This is a genomic window from Tabrizicola sp. (assembly GCF_030373185.1).
GTDB lineage: Bacteria > Pseudomonadota > Alphaproteobacteria > Rhodobacterales > Rhodobacteraceae > Tabrizicola.
The window spans coordinates 445159-462244 of the sequence record NZ_JAUCZH010000001.1; the positions used below are offsets into that span (position 1 = coordinate 445159).

Below are 17086 nucleotides of genomic sequence, written 5' to 3' on the forward strand. Positions count from 1 at the left end.
ACGGCGGGATTGGGATCGGTTCCTAGTCGATCAGCCGCTAAAGGGCAATCATCGGGGAATCGAAGATGGCGAAAGTCGCGTTTCTTGGCCTTGGTGTCATGGGGTTTCCCATGGCCGGGCATCTGGCCACCAAAGGGCATGAGGTGGCGGTCTATAATCGCAGCCCGGCCAAGGCCGAAGCATGGGTTGCACTGCATAAGGGCAAATCCGCCGCCACCCCGCGCGAAGCGGCCAAGGGCGCTGAATTCGTGATGGCCTGCGTGGGCAATGACGACGACCTGCGCGCGGTCTGTCTTGGGCCGGACGGGGCCTTCGCCGGCATGACGCCGGGATCGGTGTTCGTCGATCATACGACTGTGTCCGCGCAGATTACCCGAAAGCTGGCCACCCAGGCCGCAACGACTGGAATCGCCTTTGTCGATGCGCCGGTGTCTGGGGGGCAGGCGGGGGCCGAAAACGGCCAGCTTTCCATCATGTGCGGCGGCGATCCCGACGACTATGCCCGGGCCGAACCGGTTCTGGCCGCCTACGCCCGCATTTGCCGCCTGATCGGGCCGACAGGGGCGGGGCAACTGGCCAAGATGGTCAACCAGATCTGCATCGCAGGCCTGATGCAGGGCCTGTCCGAGGCCTTGGCCTTTGGCCAGAAGGCAGGTCTGGACGGCGAGAAGGTGGTCGAGGTCATTTCTCAGGGGGCCGCTGGCAGCTGGCAGATGGTCAACCGCTACAAGACCATGCTGAAAGATGAGTTCGATTTCGGCTTTGCGGTGGACTGGATGCGCAAGGATCTTGGCATCTGCCTTGCCGCTGCCGAGGAAATCGGTGCGCGCCTGCCGGTCACGGCGCTGGTGGACCAGTTCTACAAGGATGTGCAACTGATGGGCGGGGGGCGGAACGACACTTCCAGCCTGATCCGCCGCCTGAAATAGGAACGGCCGGCAAGCCCAGGATTTTTCAACGAAAAATCCTGGGCGGCGCCTGAGGTTTACGGAATGATCCGGGTGTATTTGATCCCGCTCAGCGTTGCCCCGGCAATCAGGCCCTGCTGGCCGAAGACCAAGGCGATCACCGGCTCCAGCTCGGTTGTCTCCTTGCCGATGCTGGCCCCCTGTTCGGGGATGGCATAGCGCAAATCCGCCCCCGCAGCCCAGCCGTTTGACCGGCGGAACTGCTCCAGCGCCTCGGCGGTCATGAAAAACAGCGCATGGGCATATTGCTGAGCCCCGATCTGAATCCCGATGGAGCCTTTCGTGGCCGAATAGTAATCTACCGTGACACCCTGAATGCGCAGCGCGCCACGCCCGAAGGATCCGCCGATCCCGAAACCGGCTTCGGTGACAAGAGGCATGTAAAGCACACCTGCCGCGCGGTTCGCCAGGTCCTGTGTGCCGGGATAGCGGCTGAACAGGAAGCCTTGCGTCGCGTCGACCCGCGCGTCGATCTGCGACGCCCCGTTGGAGCCGATGCCGTTGTTGCACCCAGCCAGCGCCAGTGCGCCCGCACCCAGCACCATCCCGCGCCGTGTCATCCTGTTGCCAATCATCTTCCTGCCCCTTTGCTTGCCTCTGCGGGGTCTTCAGCCCCATTTTACCAAATCTAGCGCCATTCCGCTGCGTTGTCATGCCTTTCCCACAAGATCGGCGGTCACGTGCTGACACCCGACGCTATGGCAAAAGCGTTTCGTACATCGCATAGTCAGGTGCCGCCACCTCTCGCATCAGTGCTTCGGTCGTTGCCGAAAGCTCGGTAGTGCCGGTTGGTGACACGTTGAGCCGGGGCAGGATCACCTCACAATTCAGCCGGCCCTCCAGAAACTCGACGAAGCGGTCGATTTCCTCATAGCGGAACAGCCGGTCCACCCCCACGCCTTGCCGTGGTCGCAGGAAGCGCTCCTGACTGCCGATATCGGCATAGTCCGGTCGCGGATCCTTGCACCACGCAAGGACAAATTCGTCAAAGCTAAGTCCGCGGGTGCTTCTGGCCGGGTCGATATCCTCGCGCTGGCGGTAGCGATACCACGATCCCAGCCAGTCGCGCGGCTCACGCATCAGTGCGACGACGGTGAATTCACCCTTTGAGGCCGCCTCCAGATACGGCCCGATGAAGCGGCGGTAACGGTGGACGGTGGTGTGCTTCAAGAGGGGCGGGCGCTGGATCGACACCGCCGCCAGCGATTCGAGCGCTGCGGCAATCGCCGTTGACCCCGTCTTTGGAGTAGCCAGAAAGGCCAGCCTTTGATCCCAAAACACCAGCATCGGCGCTCCTCATTTTGATCTGATCCCGTTTTGGACCGGTTTGGTCGGCTGGCGTAAACTATCTCTTAACCAAAGTACGCAAAAGATTGGATTGTCAGAATTTGGTTGAAATGTTCTTGGTTATGGTCCCATAAGGGGCGGAACACTTGGGGAACATTGGTCAGGATTGCTGCCTGCGGGTGGCTGTGAAATAAGGAGCGACAAGATGGCGGTGGCAAACCTGCTCGACCTCAACGGGAAGCGTGACATGGACAAGGCAAAGGCTCTGGAAAGCGCGCTGGCGCAGATTGAACGCCAGTTCGGCAAGGGCTCGATCATGCGGCTGGGGGCTGACAGCCCGGCGATGGATATCGAGGCCACCTCGACCGGTTCGCTGGGTCTTGATATCGCGCTGGGGATCGGTGGCCTGCCCAAGGGCCGGATCATCGAGATTTACGGGCCGGAATCCTCGGGCAAGACCACGCTGACCCTGCATGTCGTGGCTGAGGAACAGAAAAAAGGCGGCGTCTGCGCCTTTGTCGACGCCGAACACGCGCTTGACCCGCAATATGCCAAGAAGCTGGGCGTGAACCTTGACGAGCTGCTGATTTCGCAGCCCGACACCGGCGAACAGGCGCTGGAGATTGTCGATACGCTGGTGCGTTCTGGTGCTGTCAGCCTTGTGGTGGTCGATTCGGTCGCGGCCCTGGTGCCAAAGGCCGAGATTGAAGGTGACATGGGCGACATGCAGATGGGCAGCCAGGCCCGTTTGATGAGCCAGGCCATGCGCAAGTTGACCGCCTCGATTGGCCGGTCGAACTGCATGGTGATCTTCATCAACCAGATCCGCATGAAGATCGGCGTGATGTTTGGCAGCCCCGAAACCACGACTGGCGGCAATGCGCTGAAATTCTACGCCTCGGTCCGTCTGGATATCCGCCGCACCGGCGCGATCAAGGAAAAGGATGATGTGGTCGGCAACACGACCCGCGTGAAGGTGGTCAAGAACAAGGTAGCCCCACCCTTCAAGCAGGTTGAGTTCGACATCATGTATGGCGAAGGCATCTCCAAGACCGGGGAACTGGTTGATATCGGCGTCAAGGCGGGCGTGGTTGAAAAATCCGGCTCCTGGTACTCTTACGGCGATGAACGCATCGGTCAGGGGCGCGAGAACGCGAAGCTGTTCCTGCGGCAGAATCCCGCCATCGCGATGGAACTGGAAGACAAGATCCGCGCCGCCAACGGGCTCGATTTCAACATTGCCGGCGGGCCGGAGAATGACGATCTGGTCGACGGCTAATCAAGTTCGCTGACCCCGGAATCCAAAGGCCGGAAGCCCCGCTTCCGGCCTTTTTTCCAGACGCAAGGCCCGCAAGGTGGACAGCCCCCGCGCGGGGGGCTAAACGGTGGCGGAACCGCTGTTTTGCCTTCCGGAAGGGCCCGTCATGGCGTCATTGAACGACATCCGCTCCACCTACCTCGATTTCTTCAAGCGCAATGGCCACACCGTCGTTGAAAGCTCGCCCCTGGTGCCGCGCAACGACCCGACGCTGATGTTCACCAACTCGGGCATGGTGCAGTTCAAGAACCTGTTCACCGGGGTCGAGACCCGCGATTACAAGCGCGCGACCACCGCCCAGAAATGCGTCCGCGCCGGGGGCAAGCACAACGACCTTGATAACGTCGGCTACACCGCGCGCCATCATACCTTCTTTGAAATGCTGGGAAATTTCAGCTTTGGCGACTATTTCAAGGATGACGCCATCGCCTTTGCCTGGGAGCTTCTGACCAAGGACTTCGGGCTGAACCGCGACAAGCTTCTGGTCACCGTCTACCACACCGATGACGAGGCCGCCGCGATCTGGAAGAAGGTCGCCGGATTGCCCGAGCATCGTATCATCCGCATCGCCAGCGATGACAATTTCTGGCGCATGGGGCCGACCGGCCCTTGCGGCCCCTGCACCGAGATCTTCTATGACCACGGCGAGCACATCTGGGGCGGCCCCCCGGGAAGCGCCGAAGAAGACGGCGACCGGTTCATCGAGATCTGGAACAACGTCTTCATGCAGAACGAGCAGTTCGCCGACGGCCGCCTGATCCCGCTGGAGATGCAGTCCATCGACACCGGCATGGGGCTGGAACGGATTGGCGCGCTGTTGCAAGGCAAGCACGACAACTACGACACCGACCTGATGCGCAGCCTGATCGAGGCATCGGCCCACGCCACCAGTTCGGACCCGGACGGCCCCGGCAAGACGCATCACCGGGTGATTGCCGACCACCTGCGGTCCACCTCTTTCCTGATTGCCGACGGGGTAATGCCGTCTAACGAGGGTCGTGGCTATGTCCTGCGCCGGATCATGCGCCGCGCGATGCGCCATGCGCATATGCTGGGCAGCCACGACCCGGTGATGCACCGCCTTGTGCCGGCTCTGGTGCGCGGCATGGGGGCGGCTTACCCCGAACTTGGCCGCGCGCAATCCTTGATCGAAGAAACCCTGCGGCTGGAAGAAACCCGGTTCAAGCAAACACTCGACCGTGGTCTGAAGCTTCTGGATGACGAACTTGCCCGCCTGCCGGAAGGCGGGGCGCTGCCTGGGGCGGCGGCGTTCAAGCTTTATGATACCTACGGTTTCCCGCTGGATCTGACGCAGGACGCGCTGCGCGAAAAGGGCCGTGAGGTGGACGTGCAGGGTTTCGACCATGCCATGCAGGAACAGAAGTCCAAGGCCCGCGCCGCCTGGGTTGGAACCGGGGCTGCGGGGGATGCGCGGGTCTGGTTCGATCTTGCCGAAGAACATGGCGTGACCGAATTCCTTGGCTATGACACCGAAACGGCGGAAGGCGTGATTACCGCCCTTGTGCAGGACGGTGCCGGGATCGGCGCGGCCCGCACAGGTGAGACGGTGCAGGTCGTCGTCAACCAGACCCCGTTTTATGCCGAAAGCGGCGGTCAGGTGGGCGATGCCGGTTTGATCCGTACCGCGACCGGGTTGGCGGAAGTGACCGATGTGAAGAAGGCCGCCGGGGTTTTCATCCATATCGCCAAGGTGTTGGAGGGCGATCTTCTGAAAGGTCAGCCCGCCAAGCTGGAGGTCAGCCACAGTCGCCGCGCGCAGATCCGGGCCAATCACTCGGCCACGCACCTGCTGCATGAGGCGCTGCGCCGCCGGCTTGGCGACCATGTGGCCCAGCGTGGCAGCCTTAACGCGGCTGATCGGCTGCGGTTCGACTTCAGCCATTCGCAGGCCATTCCCGCATCGGATCTTTCGGTGATCGAGGCCGAGGTCAACGCCTACATCCGCCAGAATGCCCCGGTCGAAACCCGGATCATGACCCCGGATGATGCCCGCGCAATCGGGGCGCAGGCGCTGTTTGGCGAGAAATACGGCGATGAAGTGCGGGTAGTATCGATGGGAGTGCTGGAAGGCTCGGGCAAGGGGGCGGACGGCAAGACCTACAGCCTTGAACTTTGCGGCGGCACCCATGTCGCGCGCACTGGCGATATCGGGGCGATGGTTCTTCTGGGCGACAGTGCCTCCAGTGCCGGTGTTCGGCGGGTCGAGGCGCTGACCGGGCAGGCAGCGCTGGACCATCTGCGCCAGCAGGACGCGCGGCTGAATGACATTGCGACCATCATCAAGGCCCCGGCGGCAGAGCTTGGGGACAGGATCCGCGCGCTTTTTGACGAACGCAAAGCCTTGCTGAATGAGGTGGCCCAGCTTCGGCGCGAGCTGGCGATGGGCGGCAAGGCCGAAGGGCCGGATGCCAGGGAAATCAACGGTATCAAGTTCTTGGCTCAGGTTCTGACTGGTGTGTCGGGTAAGGATCTGCCGGCGCTGATCGACGAGATGAAATCCCGGCTTGGGTCGGGCGCGGTCCTTCTGATTGCCGACACGGGCGGCAAGCCTGCCGTTGCGGCGGGTGTGACTTCGGACCTCACCGACAGACTTTCCGCCGTGACGCTGGTCAAGGCAGCAGCCGAGGCGATGGGCGGCAAGGGCGGCGGTGGCCGGCCGGACATGGCGCAGGCGGGTGGGGCGGATATCGCGCTGGCCGATGCGGCGATCAAGGCGGCCGAAGCCGCGATGGGGGCCTGAGCTATGCCGACCGCACTCTGGATTGCCCATGTCCATGTGACGGACGCCGAGGCTTACGGCCGCTATGCCAAGGAAGCCGGCCCCGCCATCGCAGCCCATGGCGGAGTCTTCCTCGCCCGGGGTGGCCGCTATGTGCAGCTTGAGGGCAATGACCGCACCCGCAACGTGGTGGCACGCTTTCCGTCGCTTGAGGCGGCGGTGGACTGCTACAATTCGCCAGCGTATCAGGCGGCGCTTGCCCATGCCAAGGGTGCCAGTTTGCGTGACCTGATGGTGGTCGAGGAGATCGAATGAACCTACGCGCGGCCAAGGATTTCTCGACGAAAGATCTTCTTGCCCGGTGGGTCGGGAAGGGGCCGATCTGATGTGCCGTTGGGCAGCCTATATCGGGGCGCCGATCTTTCTGGACGAAATCATCAGCCGCCCCGGGCATTCGCTGATCCATCAAAGCCATTGCGCCACCCAGTGCCACACGGCAATCAATGCCGACGGGTTCGGAATCGCGTGGTATGGGGCAAAGCCTGAGCCGGGGTTGTTTCGCGACGTGCTGCCTGCCTGGTCAGACCCCAACCTGCGCAGCCTGACCGCGCAGGTGCAATCGCATCTGTTCCTCGCCCATGTCCGCGCTTCGACCGGCACCGCGACCAGCCGCAACAACTGCCACCCCTTTACCCATGGCCGGTGGAGCTTCATGCACAACGGTCAGGTCGGCGGCTATGACAGCTTTCGCCGCGACGCCGACATGATGATCCCGGAAGGGCTTTATCCCCACCGCAAGGGGGCCACCGACAGCGAGGCGCTGTTTCTGGTGGCCCTTGCCGAAGATCTGGCTGACGATCCCCGCGGCGCGCTGGAACGGGCGGCGGCGCGGTTCATCCGGCTGGCGCGGGAAAAGGGGCAGGGGCCGCACCTGCGGATGACGGCCGCCCTGTCGGACGGCCAGCGCCTTTACGCGGTGCGCTATGCGACAGATGATGCTGCGCCATCGCTTTATCATCGCTGGTCGGATACGCGGCAGGGCCGCGCCGTGGTGTCTGAACCGCTGGAGGCGGGCGAGGGTGGCTGGGACGAAGTGCCACCCTACAGCTTTTGCACCTTCGACGGCGCGGACGTGCGGGTGGAAGCGTTCCTGCCTTGCCGCCTTGCCGCCGTCGCCTGAACGCGCCGGGACAGAGGCCCCGGCAGCGAAAAGCCGGGAATTCCAGCTGAAATTCCCGGCTTCGCCCGGATGTCAGTCCTTGCGCGACTGGCGCTTGCGTTCATGCGGATCAAGGATGCGCTTGCGCAGGCGGATGACCTTGGGCGTGACCTCGACCAGCTCATCGTCGTCGATATAGGCAATCGCCTCTTCAAGGCTCATCTTGATATGCGGGGTCAGACGCACCGCTTCATCCGTGCCAGAGGCGCGGACGTTGGTCAGCTTCTTGCCCTTCAGTGGGTTGACCTCAAGGTCATTTTCCCGGCTGTGTTCGCCGATCAGCATGCCGACATAGACCTGTTCCTGCGGGCCGATGAACATGCGGCCGCGCTCTTCGAGGTTCCACAGCGCATAGGCCACCGAAACCCCGGCTTCGGTCGAGATCAGGACGCCCTGACGACGGCCCTGGATCGGGCCTTTATGCGGGGTCCAGCCGTGGAAGATCCGGTTCAGAACGCCTGTGCCGCGCGTGTCGGTCAGGAACTGGCCCTGATAGCCGATCAATCCGCGTGACGGCACATGCGCGATGATCCGGGTCTTGCCGACGCCGGCCGGTTTCATCTCGACCAGATCGCCCTTCCGCTCACCGGTCAGCTTGTCGATGACCGCACCCGAGTATTCGTCGTCAACGTCGATGGTCACTTCCTCGATCGGCTCGTTGCGGACCCCGTCGATCTCCTGGAAGATCACGCGCGGGCGCGAGATGGAAAGTTCAAACCCCTCGCGGCGCATGTTTTCGATCAGCACGCCCATCTGAAGTTCGCCGCGACCGGACACTTCGAAAGCATCACCGCCGGGGGTGTCTGCAACCTTGATCGCGACGTTGACCTCGGATTCCTTCATCAGCCGTTCGCGAATGACCCGCGACTGCACCTTGGACCCATCGCGACCGGCAAGGGGCGAGTCGTTGATGCCGAAGGTCACGGTGATCGTCGGCGGGTCGATCGGCTGGGCGGGAAGGGCGCTGTCCACCTCAAGCGCGCAAAGGGTATCGGCCACTGTGGCCTTGGTCATGCCGGCCAGCGTGACGATGTCGCCCGCGACCGCCTCATCAATCGCAGTCTGGGTCAAGCCACGGAAGGCGAGGATCTTGGTCACGCGGAACTGCTCCAGCCGGTCGCCGGTGCGGCTGAGCGCCTTCAGCGTGGCGCCGGTGCTGATGCGGCCGGTTTCGACACGGCCGGTCAGGATGCGGCCAAGGTAGGGGTCGGCCGACAGGGTGGTCGCCAGCATCGAGAAGGGCTCGTCCACCCGCGCCAGGACTTTGGGCGCCGGAACGTGGCGCACGATCAGATCGAAGAGGGCGGACAGATCCTTGCGCGGGCCGTCAAGGTCATTGTCGGCCCAGCCCGACCGGCCCGAGGCATAGACATGCGGAAAATCAAGCTGATCGTCATCTGCCCCAAGGTTGGCGAAAAGGTCAAAGACCTCGTTCAGGGCGCGGTCGGGTTCGGCGTCGGGCTTGTCGACCTTGTTCAGCACCACGATCGGCCGCAGACCCAGGGCCAGCGCCTTGGCCAGCACGAATTTGGTCTGCGGCATCGGGCCTTCGGCTGCATCGACAAGAAGGCAGACGCCGTCAACCATCGACAGGATCCGCTCCACCTCGCCGCCAAAGTCAGCGTGGCCGGGGGTGTCAACGATGTTGATCCGGGTGTTGTGCCATTCGACACTGGTGCATTTGGCAAGGATCGTGATCCCGCGTTCGCGTTCGATGTCATTGCTGTCCATCGCGCGTTCGGAAACGGCCTGATTGTCACGGAAGGCGCCCGACTGCTTCAGCAGTTCATCCACCAGCGTTGTCTTGCCATGGTCGACATGCGCGATGATGGCGATGTTGCGAAGCTCCATCGGAGAGATCTCTTTCGTTATGCGGTTTTGCGGCGGCGATAGCGCAAGGGACGGGGAAAGACCAGAGGAACCTCACTCAGGTCGCGACGTAACGGTCCCGGCGGTGATTTATGGCAATGACAAGGTTGACGACCAGCGCCCCCAGAAAGCTGATCAGCACCAGCCGCGCCTCGATCACCGCGAATGCCAGCGCGAACAGCATGGCGTCAAAGCCAAGCTGCACCCAGCCTGCCCGCCAGCCCAACCTGTCTTGCAGCATCAGTGCGACAATGCCGATCCCGCCAAGGCTGGCACCGTGCCGAAACAGCGCCAGCAGCGCCGAGCCGGACAGAAACCCGAAGAGCACCGCGCCAACCCAGGGGTTCAGCGTGGCAAAGCTGATCTGCCCGGGCAACCAAAGGCTGAGCGCGGACACCAGTGCCACCGCCGCGAAGGTCTTGACGGTAAAGCCCAGCCCCATGCGCAGATAGCCCAGCACATAGAAGGGCAGGTTGATGGCAAAGAACACCGGGCCGAAGCCCCAGCCGGTCATATAGGCGATCAGGACGGCAAGGCCGGCGGTCTGGCCGGTGACAAGGCCCAGATGGGTCAGGATCACCAGCCCGAATCCGGCCATCGACGCACCATAGACGATGCCTTGGGCGTCTTCGATCAGGGAGTGTTTTTTCGGATCGGTCATGCCTGCCGCCCTAGTGCATGGCGGGGTCGGCGAAAAGGGGGGTCAGACCGCGACATAGCGGTCGCGCCGGTGGTTTATCGCCAGAAACAGCGAAAAGACCGCAGCGCCAAGGAAACTGTAGGCCAGGGTCTCGAACGGGACGATCAGCGCGGCAAGACCGAAGATCACCGCGTCCGACAGAAGCTGTGCGGTTCCGGCGCGAAATCCGGTGCGGTCCTGCAACTCTATCCACAGGATCGACAGACCGCCAAAGCTGCCACCGTGGCGGATGGCGGCCAGGGCCGCGATGCCGAAGAGAAGACCGAAGAGGACGGCGGCAAAGCCGGGCTCGATCCGGCCAAGATCCACCCAGGCGGGCAGAAAGGCCACCATAAGCGAAAGGGCCGCGGTGGTGACCAGCGTCTTCAGGGCAAACCGCGCGCCCATCCGGCGCCAGGCGAGGCCAAGGAAGGGCAGGGTGACCGCGAAATAGACGGCCGGAAACGGCAAGCCGCTGACATGGGCCAGAAGCACCGCGATCCCCGTGGTCTGCCCGGTGACAAAGCCCATATGTGTCAGGACATGCATCCCGAAAGCGGCCATGGTGACGCTGAAGGCAATGCCTTGCGCATCTTCAAGTGGGGTATGGTGGGATGGATCGGTCATGGCGGCTCTCCGAGACTGGAAGGGTCATAGTCTCTGACCTTAATAATATCAATAGTGCTGACCTAAAACTAGCCTCCATGCAACGCAAAAGGCCGGAGGTGTCCCCCCGGCCTTCGCATCTTTGGCTGATTGCTGCGCCTTAGCCCTTCAGCGCCGTGTTAAGATACTCGTCAACCTTTTCCAGATAGCCCATCGTGGTCAGCCACTTCTGGTCCGGCCCGACCAAGAGCGCCAGATCCTTGGTCATATGGCCGTCTTCGACGGTCTGGACGGTCACCTTTTCCAGCGTGGTGGCAAAGGTCATCAGCGCGTCGTTGCCATCCAGCTTGGCGCGGTGCTTCAGGCCGCCAGTCCAGGCGAAGATCGAGGCGATGGAGTTGGTCGAGGTCGCCTTGCCCTTCTGATGCTCGCGGTAGTGGCGGGTGACGGTGCCGTGGGCGGCTTCCGCCTCGACGATCTTGCCATCCGGGGTCATGAGGACCGAGGTCATCAGGCCAAGCGAGCCGAAGCCCTGCGCCACGGTGTCGGACTGCACATCGCCGTCATAGTTCTTGCAGGCCCAGACATAGCCGCCCGACCATTTCATCGCCGAGGCCACCATGTCGTCGATCAGGCGGTGTTCGTAGTGGATGCCGGCGGCCTTGAACTTGTCTTCGAATTCCTCGGCATAGACCTTGGCGAAGAGATCCTTGAAGCGGCCGTCATAGGCCTTGAGGATGGTGTTCTTGGTCGACAGATAGACCGGCCAGCCTTTCAGAAGGCCATAGTTCATCGACGACCGGGCAAAGTCGATGATGCTGTCATCAAGGTTATACATGCCCATGTAGACGCCAGCCGAGGGCGCGGAATAGACGTCGCGTTCGATGGTGGTGCCGTCTTCACCGACGAATTTCATTGTCAGTTTCCCGGCGCCGGGGAAGTGGAAATCGGTCGCGCGGTACTGGTCGCCAAAGGCGTGGCGGCCGATCACGATGGGCTGGGTCCAGCCGGGAACCAGGCGGGGGACGTTCTTGCAGATGATCGGTTCGCGGAAGATCACGCCGCCAAGGATATTGCGGATTGTGCCGTTGGGAGATTTCCACATCTGCTTCAGGCCGAATTCCTCGACCCGCTGCTCGTCCGGGGTGATCGTCGCGCATTTTACGCCGACGCCGTATTTCTTGATCGCCTCGGCTGAATCGATGGTGATCTGGTCATTCGTGCGGTCACGTTCCTCGATCCCGAGGTCGTAATATTTCAGGTCGATGTCGAGATAGGGCAGGATCAGTTTCTGCTTGATGAAATCCCAGATGATCCGGGTCATCTCGTCGCCGTCGAGTTCAACGACGGGGTTGGCTACCTTGATCTTGGACACGTCAGACCTCCTGCTGGGATTCGGTTGGGGGGGTCATAGCGGAAAAGGGGCAGCTTGGGAAGTGCGGTATGCGATTGTATACCGAATATTCGACAGGCAACTGACCGGTCCGGCCGGGTGCCGTCGCAATCAGGGGCTGACGGGTTCCACAGGCCGGAAAAGCTGCGGTCAGTTGAAGAACGGGCGGGCCTTTTCGCGCACCCAATCCCACAGGCTCGGCGCGCCCTTGGCGATCTTCGACCCCACGCGGGTTTCCAACTGGTCATAGGTCACGTTGTAGGTCGTCCAGGTTCCACCGCCTGACATAAGGTTCGCCATCACGGGTTGAATCCGGTCCAGGCTTTTGGCGAAAAGGGCGTCAGGGGTCTCGGCCGCCTCGAATTCTTCCCACAAGGTCCGCAGGTCGCGGCCAAGGTCTTGGGGCAACAGCCCGAAGATCCGGTCAGCAGCGCTGGCTTCGGCGGCAAGGGTTTCGGCACTGGCATGGGCGGTGCCGTTCTGGGAATGGATCGGGACGTCGCCCACATCGATCTCGACAAGGTCGTGGATCAAGAGCATCCGGATCACCCGGTTGATATTCACCCCCGGGGCCGCCTGATCGGCCAGTACCAGCGCGTAAAGCGCGAGGTGCCAGCTGTGCTCGCCCGAGTTTTCCGGGCGGCTGCCATCGACCAGGGTCGTGGCGCGCATGACCTGCTTCAACTGGTCAGCTTCGTTCAGGAAGGCAAATTGCGCGGCAAGCCGGTCGGTCAATGGCCCATGCCACCCATGTCGACGGGTGCCACTGGTTCTTCGTCAATCTCTCCGCGTCGGGCAGCAAGCGCCTTTTCCAGAAAGTCCCGCCCGCGACGTTCGGCAAGCCGCACCCGAACCGAGGTAATGAACGCTTCCTGGAAGGTGGGCGATGCCGCCATCAGCACACGGCTGACCTTTTCATAGAAACGGTCGTCCTCAAGTTCGGGTTCTGCGGCCAGAACATCTTCTGCCAGCTTGTCGGCAAGTTCCTGAATGACTGACATCTTAGCGTGACGCCTCTGTCATCCTCCGGCGGACATAGTCCGAGACCGTCTGGATCATGGGTTTCATATGCGCCTCTTCATCCTTGAAGAAGTGGTCTGCGCCTTCGATCTCGGTATGGGTGATCGTGATGCCTTTCTGCTCATGCAGCTTGCCGACCAGCGTTCTGGTATCTTTCGGCGGGGCAACCTTGTCGGCGGTGCCGTTGATGATCAGCCCGGACGAGGGGCAGGGGGCAAGGAAGGAAAAGTCGTAAAGGTTCGCGGGCGGCGCGACCGAGATGAAGCCGGTGATCTCTGGTCGGCGCATCAGCAGCTGCATCCCGATCCAGGCACCGAAACTGAAACCGGCAACCCAGCAATGCTTGGCGTTCTGGTTCATGGCCTGAAGATAATCGAGCGCGCTGGCGGCATCGGACAACTCGCCGATCCCCTGGTCGTATTCGCCCTGGCTGCGGCCCACGCCGCGGAAGTTGAAGCGCAGGACGGTGAAGCCCAGATTGTAGAATGCATAGTGCAGGTTGTAGACAACCTTGTTGTTCATCGTTCCGCCATAAGCGGGGTGCGGGTGCAGCACGATGGCGATCGGCGCGTCGCGTTCCTTTTGCGGGTGGTAGCGACCTTCCAGACGTCCGTCTGGACCGGCAAAGATAACCTCGGGCATCGGCCTCGTCTCATGTGGGAGCGCGCGGTTTCTTGACGCTTTCGCTCGACTAAAATAGAACCATTCTAAAGACGGTAAGAGCCGCCTTCCAAGGGTCGATTTGAGGTAATGCCCACAGGGCGCGGCGTCAATGTCATTGCGCCGCATTAGCTGCGTGGCAGGGGATATGCGATGAAGCTTTCCACAAAAGGGCGCTATGCGATGGTAGCGCTGGCGGATCTGGCGCTGGCAAACGGCGATGATCTTGTGTCGCTGGCCGAAATTTCCAGGCGGCAGGATATCAGCCTGCCCTATCTGGAGCAGTTGTTCGTCAAGTTGCGCCGGGCGGGGCTGGTCGAGGCAGTCCGTGGGCCGGGGGGGGGCTACAAGCTGGCCCGGGCGCCCGAAGCGATCCGCATCAGCGAGGTGATGGAGGCGGTGGAAGAAACGGTGGACGCGATGCACACCGGGGCTGGGGCCTCGGGGGGCGTGTCGGGCAGCCGGGCGCAGTCCCTGACCAACCGGCTGTGGGAAAGCCTGTCGGCCAATGTCTATGTGTTTCTGCATCAGGTGCGATTGTCGGATGTCGTGAAGAACGATCTGACGCCATGCCCCGCCGTGCCGCATCTGTTTCGGGTGGTGGACGAAGAATGAACCGCTTGGGCATCTGGTCGGCCGGGCAGGGGGGCCGTCTGCCCCCCTCTGGCCTGCGGCCATTCACCCCCCGAGGATATTTCCGCAAAGGGGAAGGGGTTCTGGCGTGAGCTCGAACGCAACCGGACGGCTATATCTTGACTGGAACGCCACCGCGCCGCTCCGGCCCGAGGCGAAGGCCGCGATGGTTGCGGCGATGGACGTTGTGGGCAATCCCTCGTCCGTTCATGCCGAGGGGCGGGCAGCCAAGGCCTTGATGGAACGGGCGCGGGGGCAGATTGCGGCGGCGCTTGGGGCCGAGGGTGCGGATATCGTCTTCACCTCGGGCGCGACCGAGGCGGCAGCCCTGGCCTGTGCGGGGCGCGGGCTTTTGTCAGCGGCGGTGGAACATGAGGCGGTGGCCGCCTGGTGTGGAGGCGGTCTGGCGGTGGATGCGGCAGGCCGGGTTCAGGTGACCGACCCTGGGCAAAGCGCGGTGCAACTGGCCAATTCCGAGACCGGGGTCTTGCAGGACTTGCCGCAAGGCGTTGCCGTCAGCGATCTGACACAAGCCTTTGGCAAGGTGCCTTTCGCCTTCAACTGGCTGGGGGCAGAGATGGGTCTGATCTCGGCCCACAAGCTGGGTGGGCCAAAGGGAATTGGAGCGCTTGTCGTGCGGCGCGGGCTTGAGGTGCCGGCGCAGCTTAGGGGTGGCGGGCAGGAAATGGGGCGCCGGGCCGGGACGGAAAACCTGATCGGCATCGCAGGCTTTGCCGCCGCAGCCGAGGCCGCGGCCCGTGATCTGGCCAACGGAGTCTGGGACGAAGTGGCCCAAGTTAGAAATATTCTAGAATCAGAGTTGTCCGTCGCGGCAATTGAGACTATTTCAGTCGGGAATGCGGTTGCTCGGTTGCCGAACACGCTGTGCCTGATCGCGCCGGGCTGGAAGGGTGAGACTCAGGTCATGGCGATGGACCTTGCTGGCTTTGCCGTTTCGGCCGGGTCGGCCTGTTCCAGCGGCAAGGTGCGGGCCAGCCGTGTGTTGTCTGCGATGGGGTATGACGACGCCCTTGCCGGGCAGGCGATCCGGGTCTCGATCGGCCCGGGGGTGACGAAAGATGACGTGGGGCGGTTCGCAAAAGTCTGGACCGCCGCATATGCCAAGGCCCGCGCGCGGGCCGCATGAAGGAGTACGGGCGATGACTGTCATGCTGGAAACCGTCGACGGCACCGAGGTCCGCGAAGGCGTCGACCGTGAGACGATTGAAACCGTGCAGGCCATGGCCGGGAAATACAAGCACGGCTGGGAAACCGATATCGAGATGGATTACGCCCCGAAAGGCGTGTCCGAAGATATCGTCCGGCTGATCAGCGAGAAGAACGGCGAGCCGGAGTGGTTGCTGGAGTGGCGTCTTCAAGCCTATCGCCGTTGGGTTCAGATGGTCGAGCCGACCTGGGCGATGGTGAACTATCCGGCGATCGACTATCAGGACCAGTATTACTACGCCAAGCCGAAAAGCATGGCCGTCAAACCGAAGTCGCTGGACGAGGTGGACCCAAAGCTGCTGGCGACCTACGCCAAGCTTGGGATTCCCCTGAAGGAACAGATGCTTCTGGCAGGTGTTGAAGGTGACGCCGAACCCCGCAAGGTTGCCGTGGATGCGGTGTTTGACTCGGTCTCGCTTGGCACCACCTTCAAGGCGGAACTGGCGAAGGCCGGGGTGATCTTCTGTTCGATCTCCGAGGCGGTGAAGGATCACCCGGAATTGGTGAAGCAATATCTTGGCTCGGTCGTGCCGCAATCGGACAATTTCTTTGCCACGCTCAATTCGGCCGTCTTTTCGGATGGGTCGTTCGTCTACATCCCCAAGGGCGTGCGCTGCCCGATGGAGCTTTCGACCTATTTCCGGATCAACGCCGAAAACACCGGCCAGTTCGAACGCACCCTGATCATCGCGGATGAAGGGTCTTACGTCAGCTATCTGGAAGGCTGCACCGCGCCGAAGCGCGACACCCACCAGCTGCATGCTGCCGTGGTGGAACTGGTGATCCTGAAGGATGCCGAGATCAAGTATTCCACCGTCCAGAACTGGTATCCGGGCGATGAGGAAGGCCGGGGCGGCATCTACAACTTTGTCACCAAACGCGCCGATTGCCGGGGTGACCGGGCCAAGGTGATGTGGACGCAAGTTGAAACCGGCTCGGCGATCACCTGGAAATACCCGTCCTGCATCCTGCGCGGCGATGATTCCCAAGGCGAGTTCTACTCCATCGCCATCGCCAACAACGCCCAGCAGGCCGATACCGGCACGAAGATGATCCATCTTGGCAAGCGGACGAAGTCGCGCATTGTCTCAAAGGGCATTTCCGCGGGCCGGGCGCAGAACACCTATCGGGGGCTGGTCTCGATGCACCCCAAGGCCAAGGACAGCCGCAACTATACCCAATGCGACAGCCTGCTTATCGGTGACAAGTGCGGCGCGCATACCGTGCCGTATATCGAGGTACGCAACAATTCCAGCCGCGTGGAACATGAGGCGACGACCTCGAAGGTCGATGACGACCAGCTGTTCTACTGCCGGTCGCGCGGGATGGATGAAGAAGAGGCCGTGGCCCTCGTGGTCAACGGCTTCTGCAAGGAAGTCCTGCAAGCCCTGCCGATGGAGTTCGCCATGGAGGCGCAAAGCCTTGTGGCGATCAGCCTTGAAGGATCGGTGGGCTAACCCCTGCCGA

At 62.3% G+C, this 17086-nt stretch carries 17 protein-coding genes; 8 read left to right on the plus strand and 9 right to left on the minus strand.

Annotated elements, in window-relative coordinates; all coding sequences use genetic code 11:
• Nucleotides 1-65 precede the first annotated feature (65 nt).
• Nucleotides 66-929, plus strand: coding sequence for an NAD(P)-dependent oxidoreductase (locus QUV21_RS02155; RefSeq protein ID WP_300852867.1), 864 nt, complete (start codon nucleotides 66-68; stop codon nucleotides 927-929).
• A 56-nt stretch (nucleotides 930-985) separates the two neighbouring features.
• Here the strand turns inward: QUV21_RS02155 and QUV21_RS02160 are convergent, their stop codons facing one another.
• Entirely contained in the window at nucleotides 986-1543 is a 558-nt protein-coding gene (locus QUV21_RS02160; RefSeq protein WP_300852869.1) for a YSC84-related protein, read from the minus strand.
• A 121-nt stretch (nucleotides 1544-1664) separates the two neighbouring features.
• Nucleotides 1665-2255 (minus strand): hypothetical protein, encoded by a 591-nt coding sequence (locus tag QUV21_RS02165; protein WP_300852871.1) that lies wholly within the window; start codon nucleotides 2253-2255, stop codon nucleotides 1665-1667.
• 205 nt (nucleotides 2256-2460) lie between these two features.
• Between QUV21_RS02165 and recA the strand changes: the two genes are divergently transcribed.
• The 4 genes from recA (at nucleotide 2461) to QUV21_RS02185 (ending at nucleotide 7493) form a co-directional block, all read left to right on the plus strand.
• Nucleotides 2461-3534, plus strand: coding sequence for a recombinase RecA (gene recA, locus QUV21_RS02170; protein ID WP_300852873.1), 1074 nt, complete (start codon nucleotides 2461-2463; stop codon nucleotides 3532-3534).
• A gap of 145 nt (nucleotides 3535-3679) precedes the next feature.
• The gene (gene alaS / locus QUV21_RS02175; RefSeq protein ID WP_300852875.1) at nucleotides 3680-6334 is read left to right on the plus strand and encodes an alanine--tRNA ligase; all 2655 of its coding nucleotides are present in this window, start codon (nucleotides 3680-3682) and stop codon (nucleotides 6332-6334) included.
• Nucleotides 6335-6337: 3 nt separating this feature from the next.
• Complete coding sequence (locus tag QUV21_RS02180; protein ID WP_300852877.1) at nucleotides 6338-6628, plus strand: DUF1330 domain-containing protein; 291 nt, start codon at nucleotides 6338-6340, stop codon at nucleotides 6626-6628.
• Nucleotides 6629-6698: 70 nt separating this feature from the next.
• The gene (locus QUV21_RS02185) at nucleotides 6699-7493 is read left to right on the plus strand and encodes a class II glutamine amidotransferase (protein ID WP_300852879.1); all 795 of its coding nucleotides are present in this window, start codon (nucleotides 6699-6701) and stop codon (nucleotides 7491-7493) included.
• Nucleotides 7494-7565: 72 nt separating this feature from the next.
• Here the strand turns inward: QUV21_RS02185 and typA are convergent, their stop codons facing one another.
• The 7 genes from typA to QUV21_RS02220 all read right to left on the minus strand — a co-directional run bounded on the left by typA (nucleotide 7566) and on the right by QUV21_RS02220 (nucleotide 13741).
• Nucleotides 7566-9383 carry a translational GTPase TypA gene (gene typA, locus QUV21_RS02190; RefSeq protein WP_300852880.1) on the minus strand — a complete coding sequence of 606 codons (1818 nt, stop codon included), beginning with the start codon at nucleotides 9381-9383 and terminating at the stop codon, nucleotides 7566-7568.
• Nucleotides 9384-9459: 76 nt separating this feature from the next.
• Nucleotides 9460-10062, minus strand: coding sequence for a YitT family protein (locus tag QUV21_RS02195; protein ID WP_300852882.1), 603 nt, complete (start codon nucleotides 10060-10062; stop codon nucleotides 9460-9462).
• A 42-nt stretch (nucleotides 10063-10104) separates the two neighbouring features.
• Nucleotides 10105-10707 carry a YitT family protein gene (locus QUV21_RS02200; RefSeq protein WP_300852883.1) on the minus strand — a complete coding sequence of 201 codons (603 nt, stop codon included), beginning with the start codon at nucleotides 10705-10707 and terminating at the stop codon, nucleotides 10105-10107.
• A 139-nt stretch (nucleotides 10708-10846) separates the two neighbouring features.
• Nucleotides 10847-12061 (minus strand): NADP-dependent isocitrate dehydrogenase, encoded by a 1215-nt coding sequence (locus QUV21_RS02205; protein WP_300852885.1) that lies wholly within the window; start codon nucleotides 12059-12061, stop codon nucleotides 10847-10849.
• 168 nt (nucleotides 12062-12229) lie between these two features.
• Nucleotides 12230-12814, minus strand: a complete 585-nt coding sequence (locus tag QUV21_RS02210) for an HD family hydrolase (RefSeq protein ID WP_300852886.1) — start codon at nucleotides 12812-12814, stop codon at nucleotides 12230-12232.
• Nucleotides 12811-13080 (minus strand): hypothetical protein, encoded by a 270-nt coding sequence (locus QUV21_RS02215; RefSeq protein ID WP_300852887.1) that lies wholly within the window; start codon nucleotides 13078-13080, stop codon nucleotides 12811-12813. Before QUV21_RS02215 ends, QUV21_RS02210 begins: the two co-directional genes overlap by 4 nt.
• Nucleotide 13081: 1 nt before the next feature.
• Nucleotides 13082-13741, minus strand: a complete 660-nt coding sequence (locus QUV21_RS02220) for an alpha/beta hydrolase (RefSeq protein ID WP_300852889.1) — start codon at nucleotides 13739-13741, stop codon at nucleotides 13082-13084.
• 171 nt (nucleotides 13742-13912) lie between these two features.
• On the opposite strand from QUV21_RS02220, the gene QUV21_RS02225 reads away from it, so the two are divergent.
• From QUV21_RS02225 to sufB, 3 genes are all read left to right on the plus strand, one after another.
• Nucleotides 13913-14374 carry an Rrf2 family transcriptional regulator gene (locus tag QUV21_RS02225; RefSeq protein ID WP_300852890.1) on the plus strand — a complete coding sequence of 154 codons (462 nt, stop codon included), beginning with the start codon at nucleotides 13913-13915 and terminating at the stop codon, nucleotides 14372-14374.
• Nucleotides 14375-14480: 106 nt separating this feature from the next.
• Complete coding sequence (locus QUV21_RS02230; protein WP_300852892.1) at nucleotides 14481-15539, plus strand: aminotransferase class V-fold PLP-dependent enzyme; 1059 nt, start codon at nucleotides 14481-14483, stop codon at nucleotides 15537-15539.
• A 13-nt stretch (nucleotides 15540-15552) separates the two neighbouring features.
• The gene (gene sufB / locus QUV21_RS02235) at nucleotides 15553-17076 is read left to right on the plus strand and encodes a Fe-S cluster assembly protein SufB (protein WP_300852894.1); all 1524 of its coding nucleotides are present in this window, start codon (nucleotides 15553-15555) and stop codon (nucleotides 17074-17076) included.
• The last annotated feature ends 10 nt before the right edge of the window (nucleotides 17077-17086 follow it).

Bases quoted from the DNA above. Each gene is read 5' to 3' on its own strand.
- QUV21_RS02185 (WP_300852879.1), top strand. From the start codon at position 6,699: ATGTGCCGTTGGGCAGCCTATATCGGGGCGCCGATCTTTCTGGACGAA.
- QUV21_RS02215 (WP_300852887.1), bottom strand. From the start codon at position 13,080: ATGTCAGTCATTCAGGAACTTGCCGACAAGCTGGCAGAAGATGTTCTG.
- QUV21_RS02225 (WP_300852890.1), top strand. From the start codon at position 13,913: ATGAAGCTTTCCACAAAAGGGCGCTATGCGATGGTAGCGCTGGCGGAT.
- recA (WP_300852873.1), top strand. From the start codon at position 2,461: ATGGCGGTGGCAAACCTGCTCGACCTCAACGGGAAGCGTGACATGGAC.
- QUV21_RS02165 (WP_300852871.1), bottom strand. From the start codon at position 2,255: ATGCTGGTGTTTTGGGATCAAAGGCTGGCCTTTCTGGCTACTCCAAAG.
- typA (WP_300852880.1), bottom strand. From the start codon at position 9,383: ATGGAGCTTCGCAACATCGCCATCATCGCGCATGTCGACCATGGCAAG.
- QUV21_RS02195 (WP_300852882.1), bottom strand. From the start codon at position 10,062: ATGACCGATCCGAAAAAACACTCCCTGATCGAAGACGCCCAAGGCATC.
- QUV21_RS02220 (WP_300852889.1), bottom strand. From the start codon at position 13,741: ATGCCCGAGGTTATCTTTGCCGGTCCAGACGGACGTCTGGAAGGTCGC.
- QUV21_RS02180 (WP_300852877.1), top strand. From the start codon at position 6,338: ATGCCGACCGCACTCTGGATTGCCCATGTCCATGTGACGGACGCCGAG.
- QUV21_RS02160 (WP_300852869.1), bottom strand. From the start codon at position 1,543: ATGATTGGCAACAGGATGACACGGCGCGGGATGGTGCTGGGTGCGGGC.
- sufB (WP_300852894.1), top strand. From the start codon at position 15,553: ATGACTGTCATGCTGGAAACCGTCGACGGCACCGAGGTCCGCGAAGGC.
- QUV21_RS02200 (WP_300852883.1), bottom strand. From the start codon at position 10,707: ATGACCGATCCATCCCACCATACCCCACTTGAAGATGCGCAAGGCATT.
- alaS (WP_300852875.1), top strand. From the start codon at position 3,680: ATGGCGTCATTGAACGACATCCGCTCCACCTACCTCGATTTCTTCAAG.
- QUV21_RS02155 (WP_300852867.1), top strand. From the start codon at position 66: ATGGCGAAAGTCGCGTTTCTTGGCCTTGGTGTCATGGGGTTTCCCATG.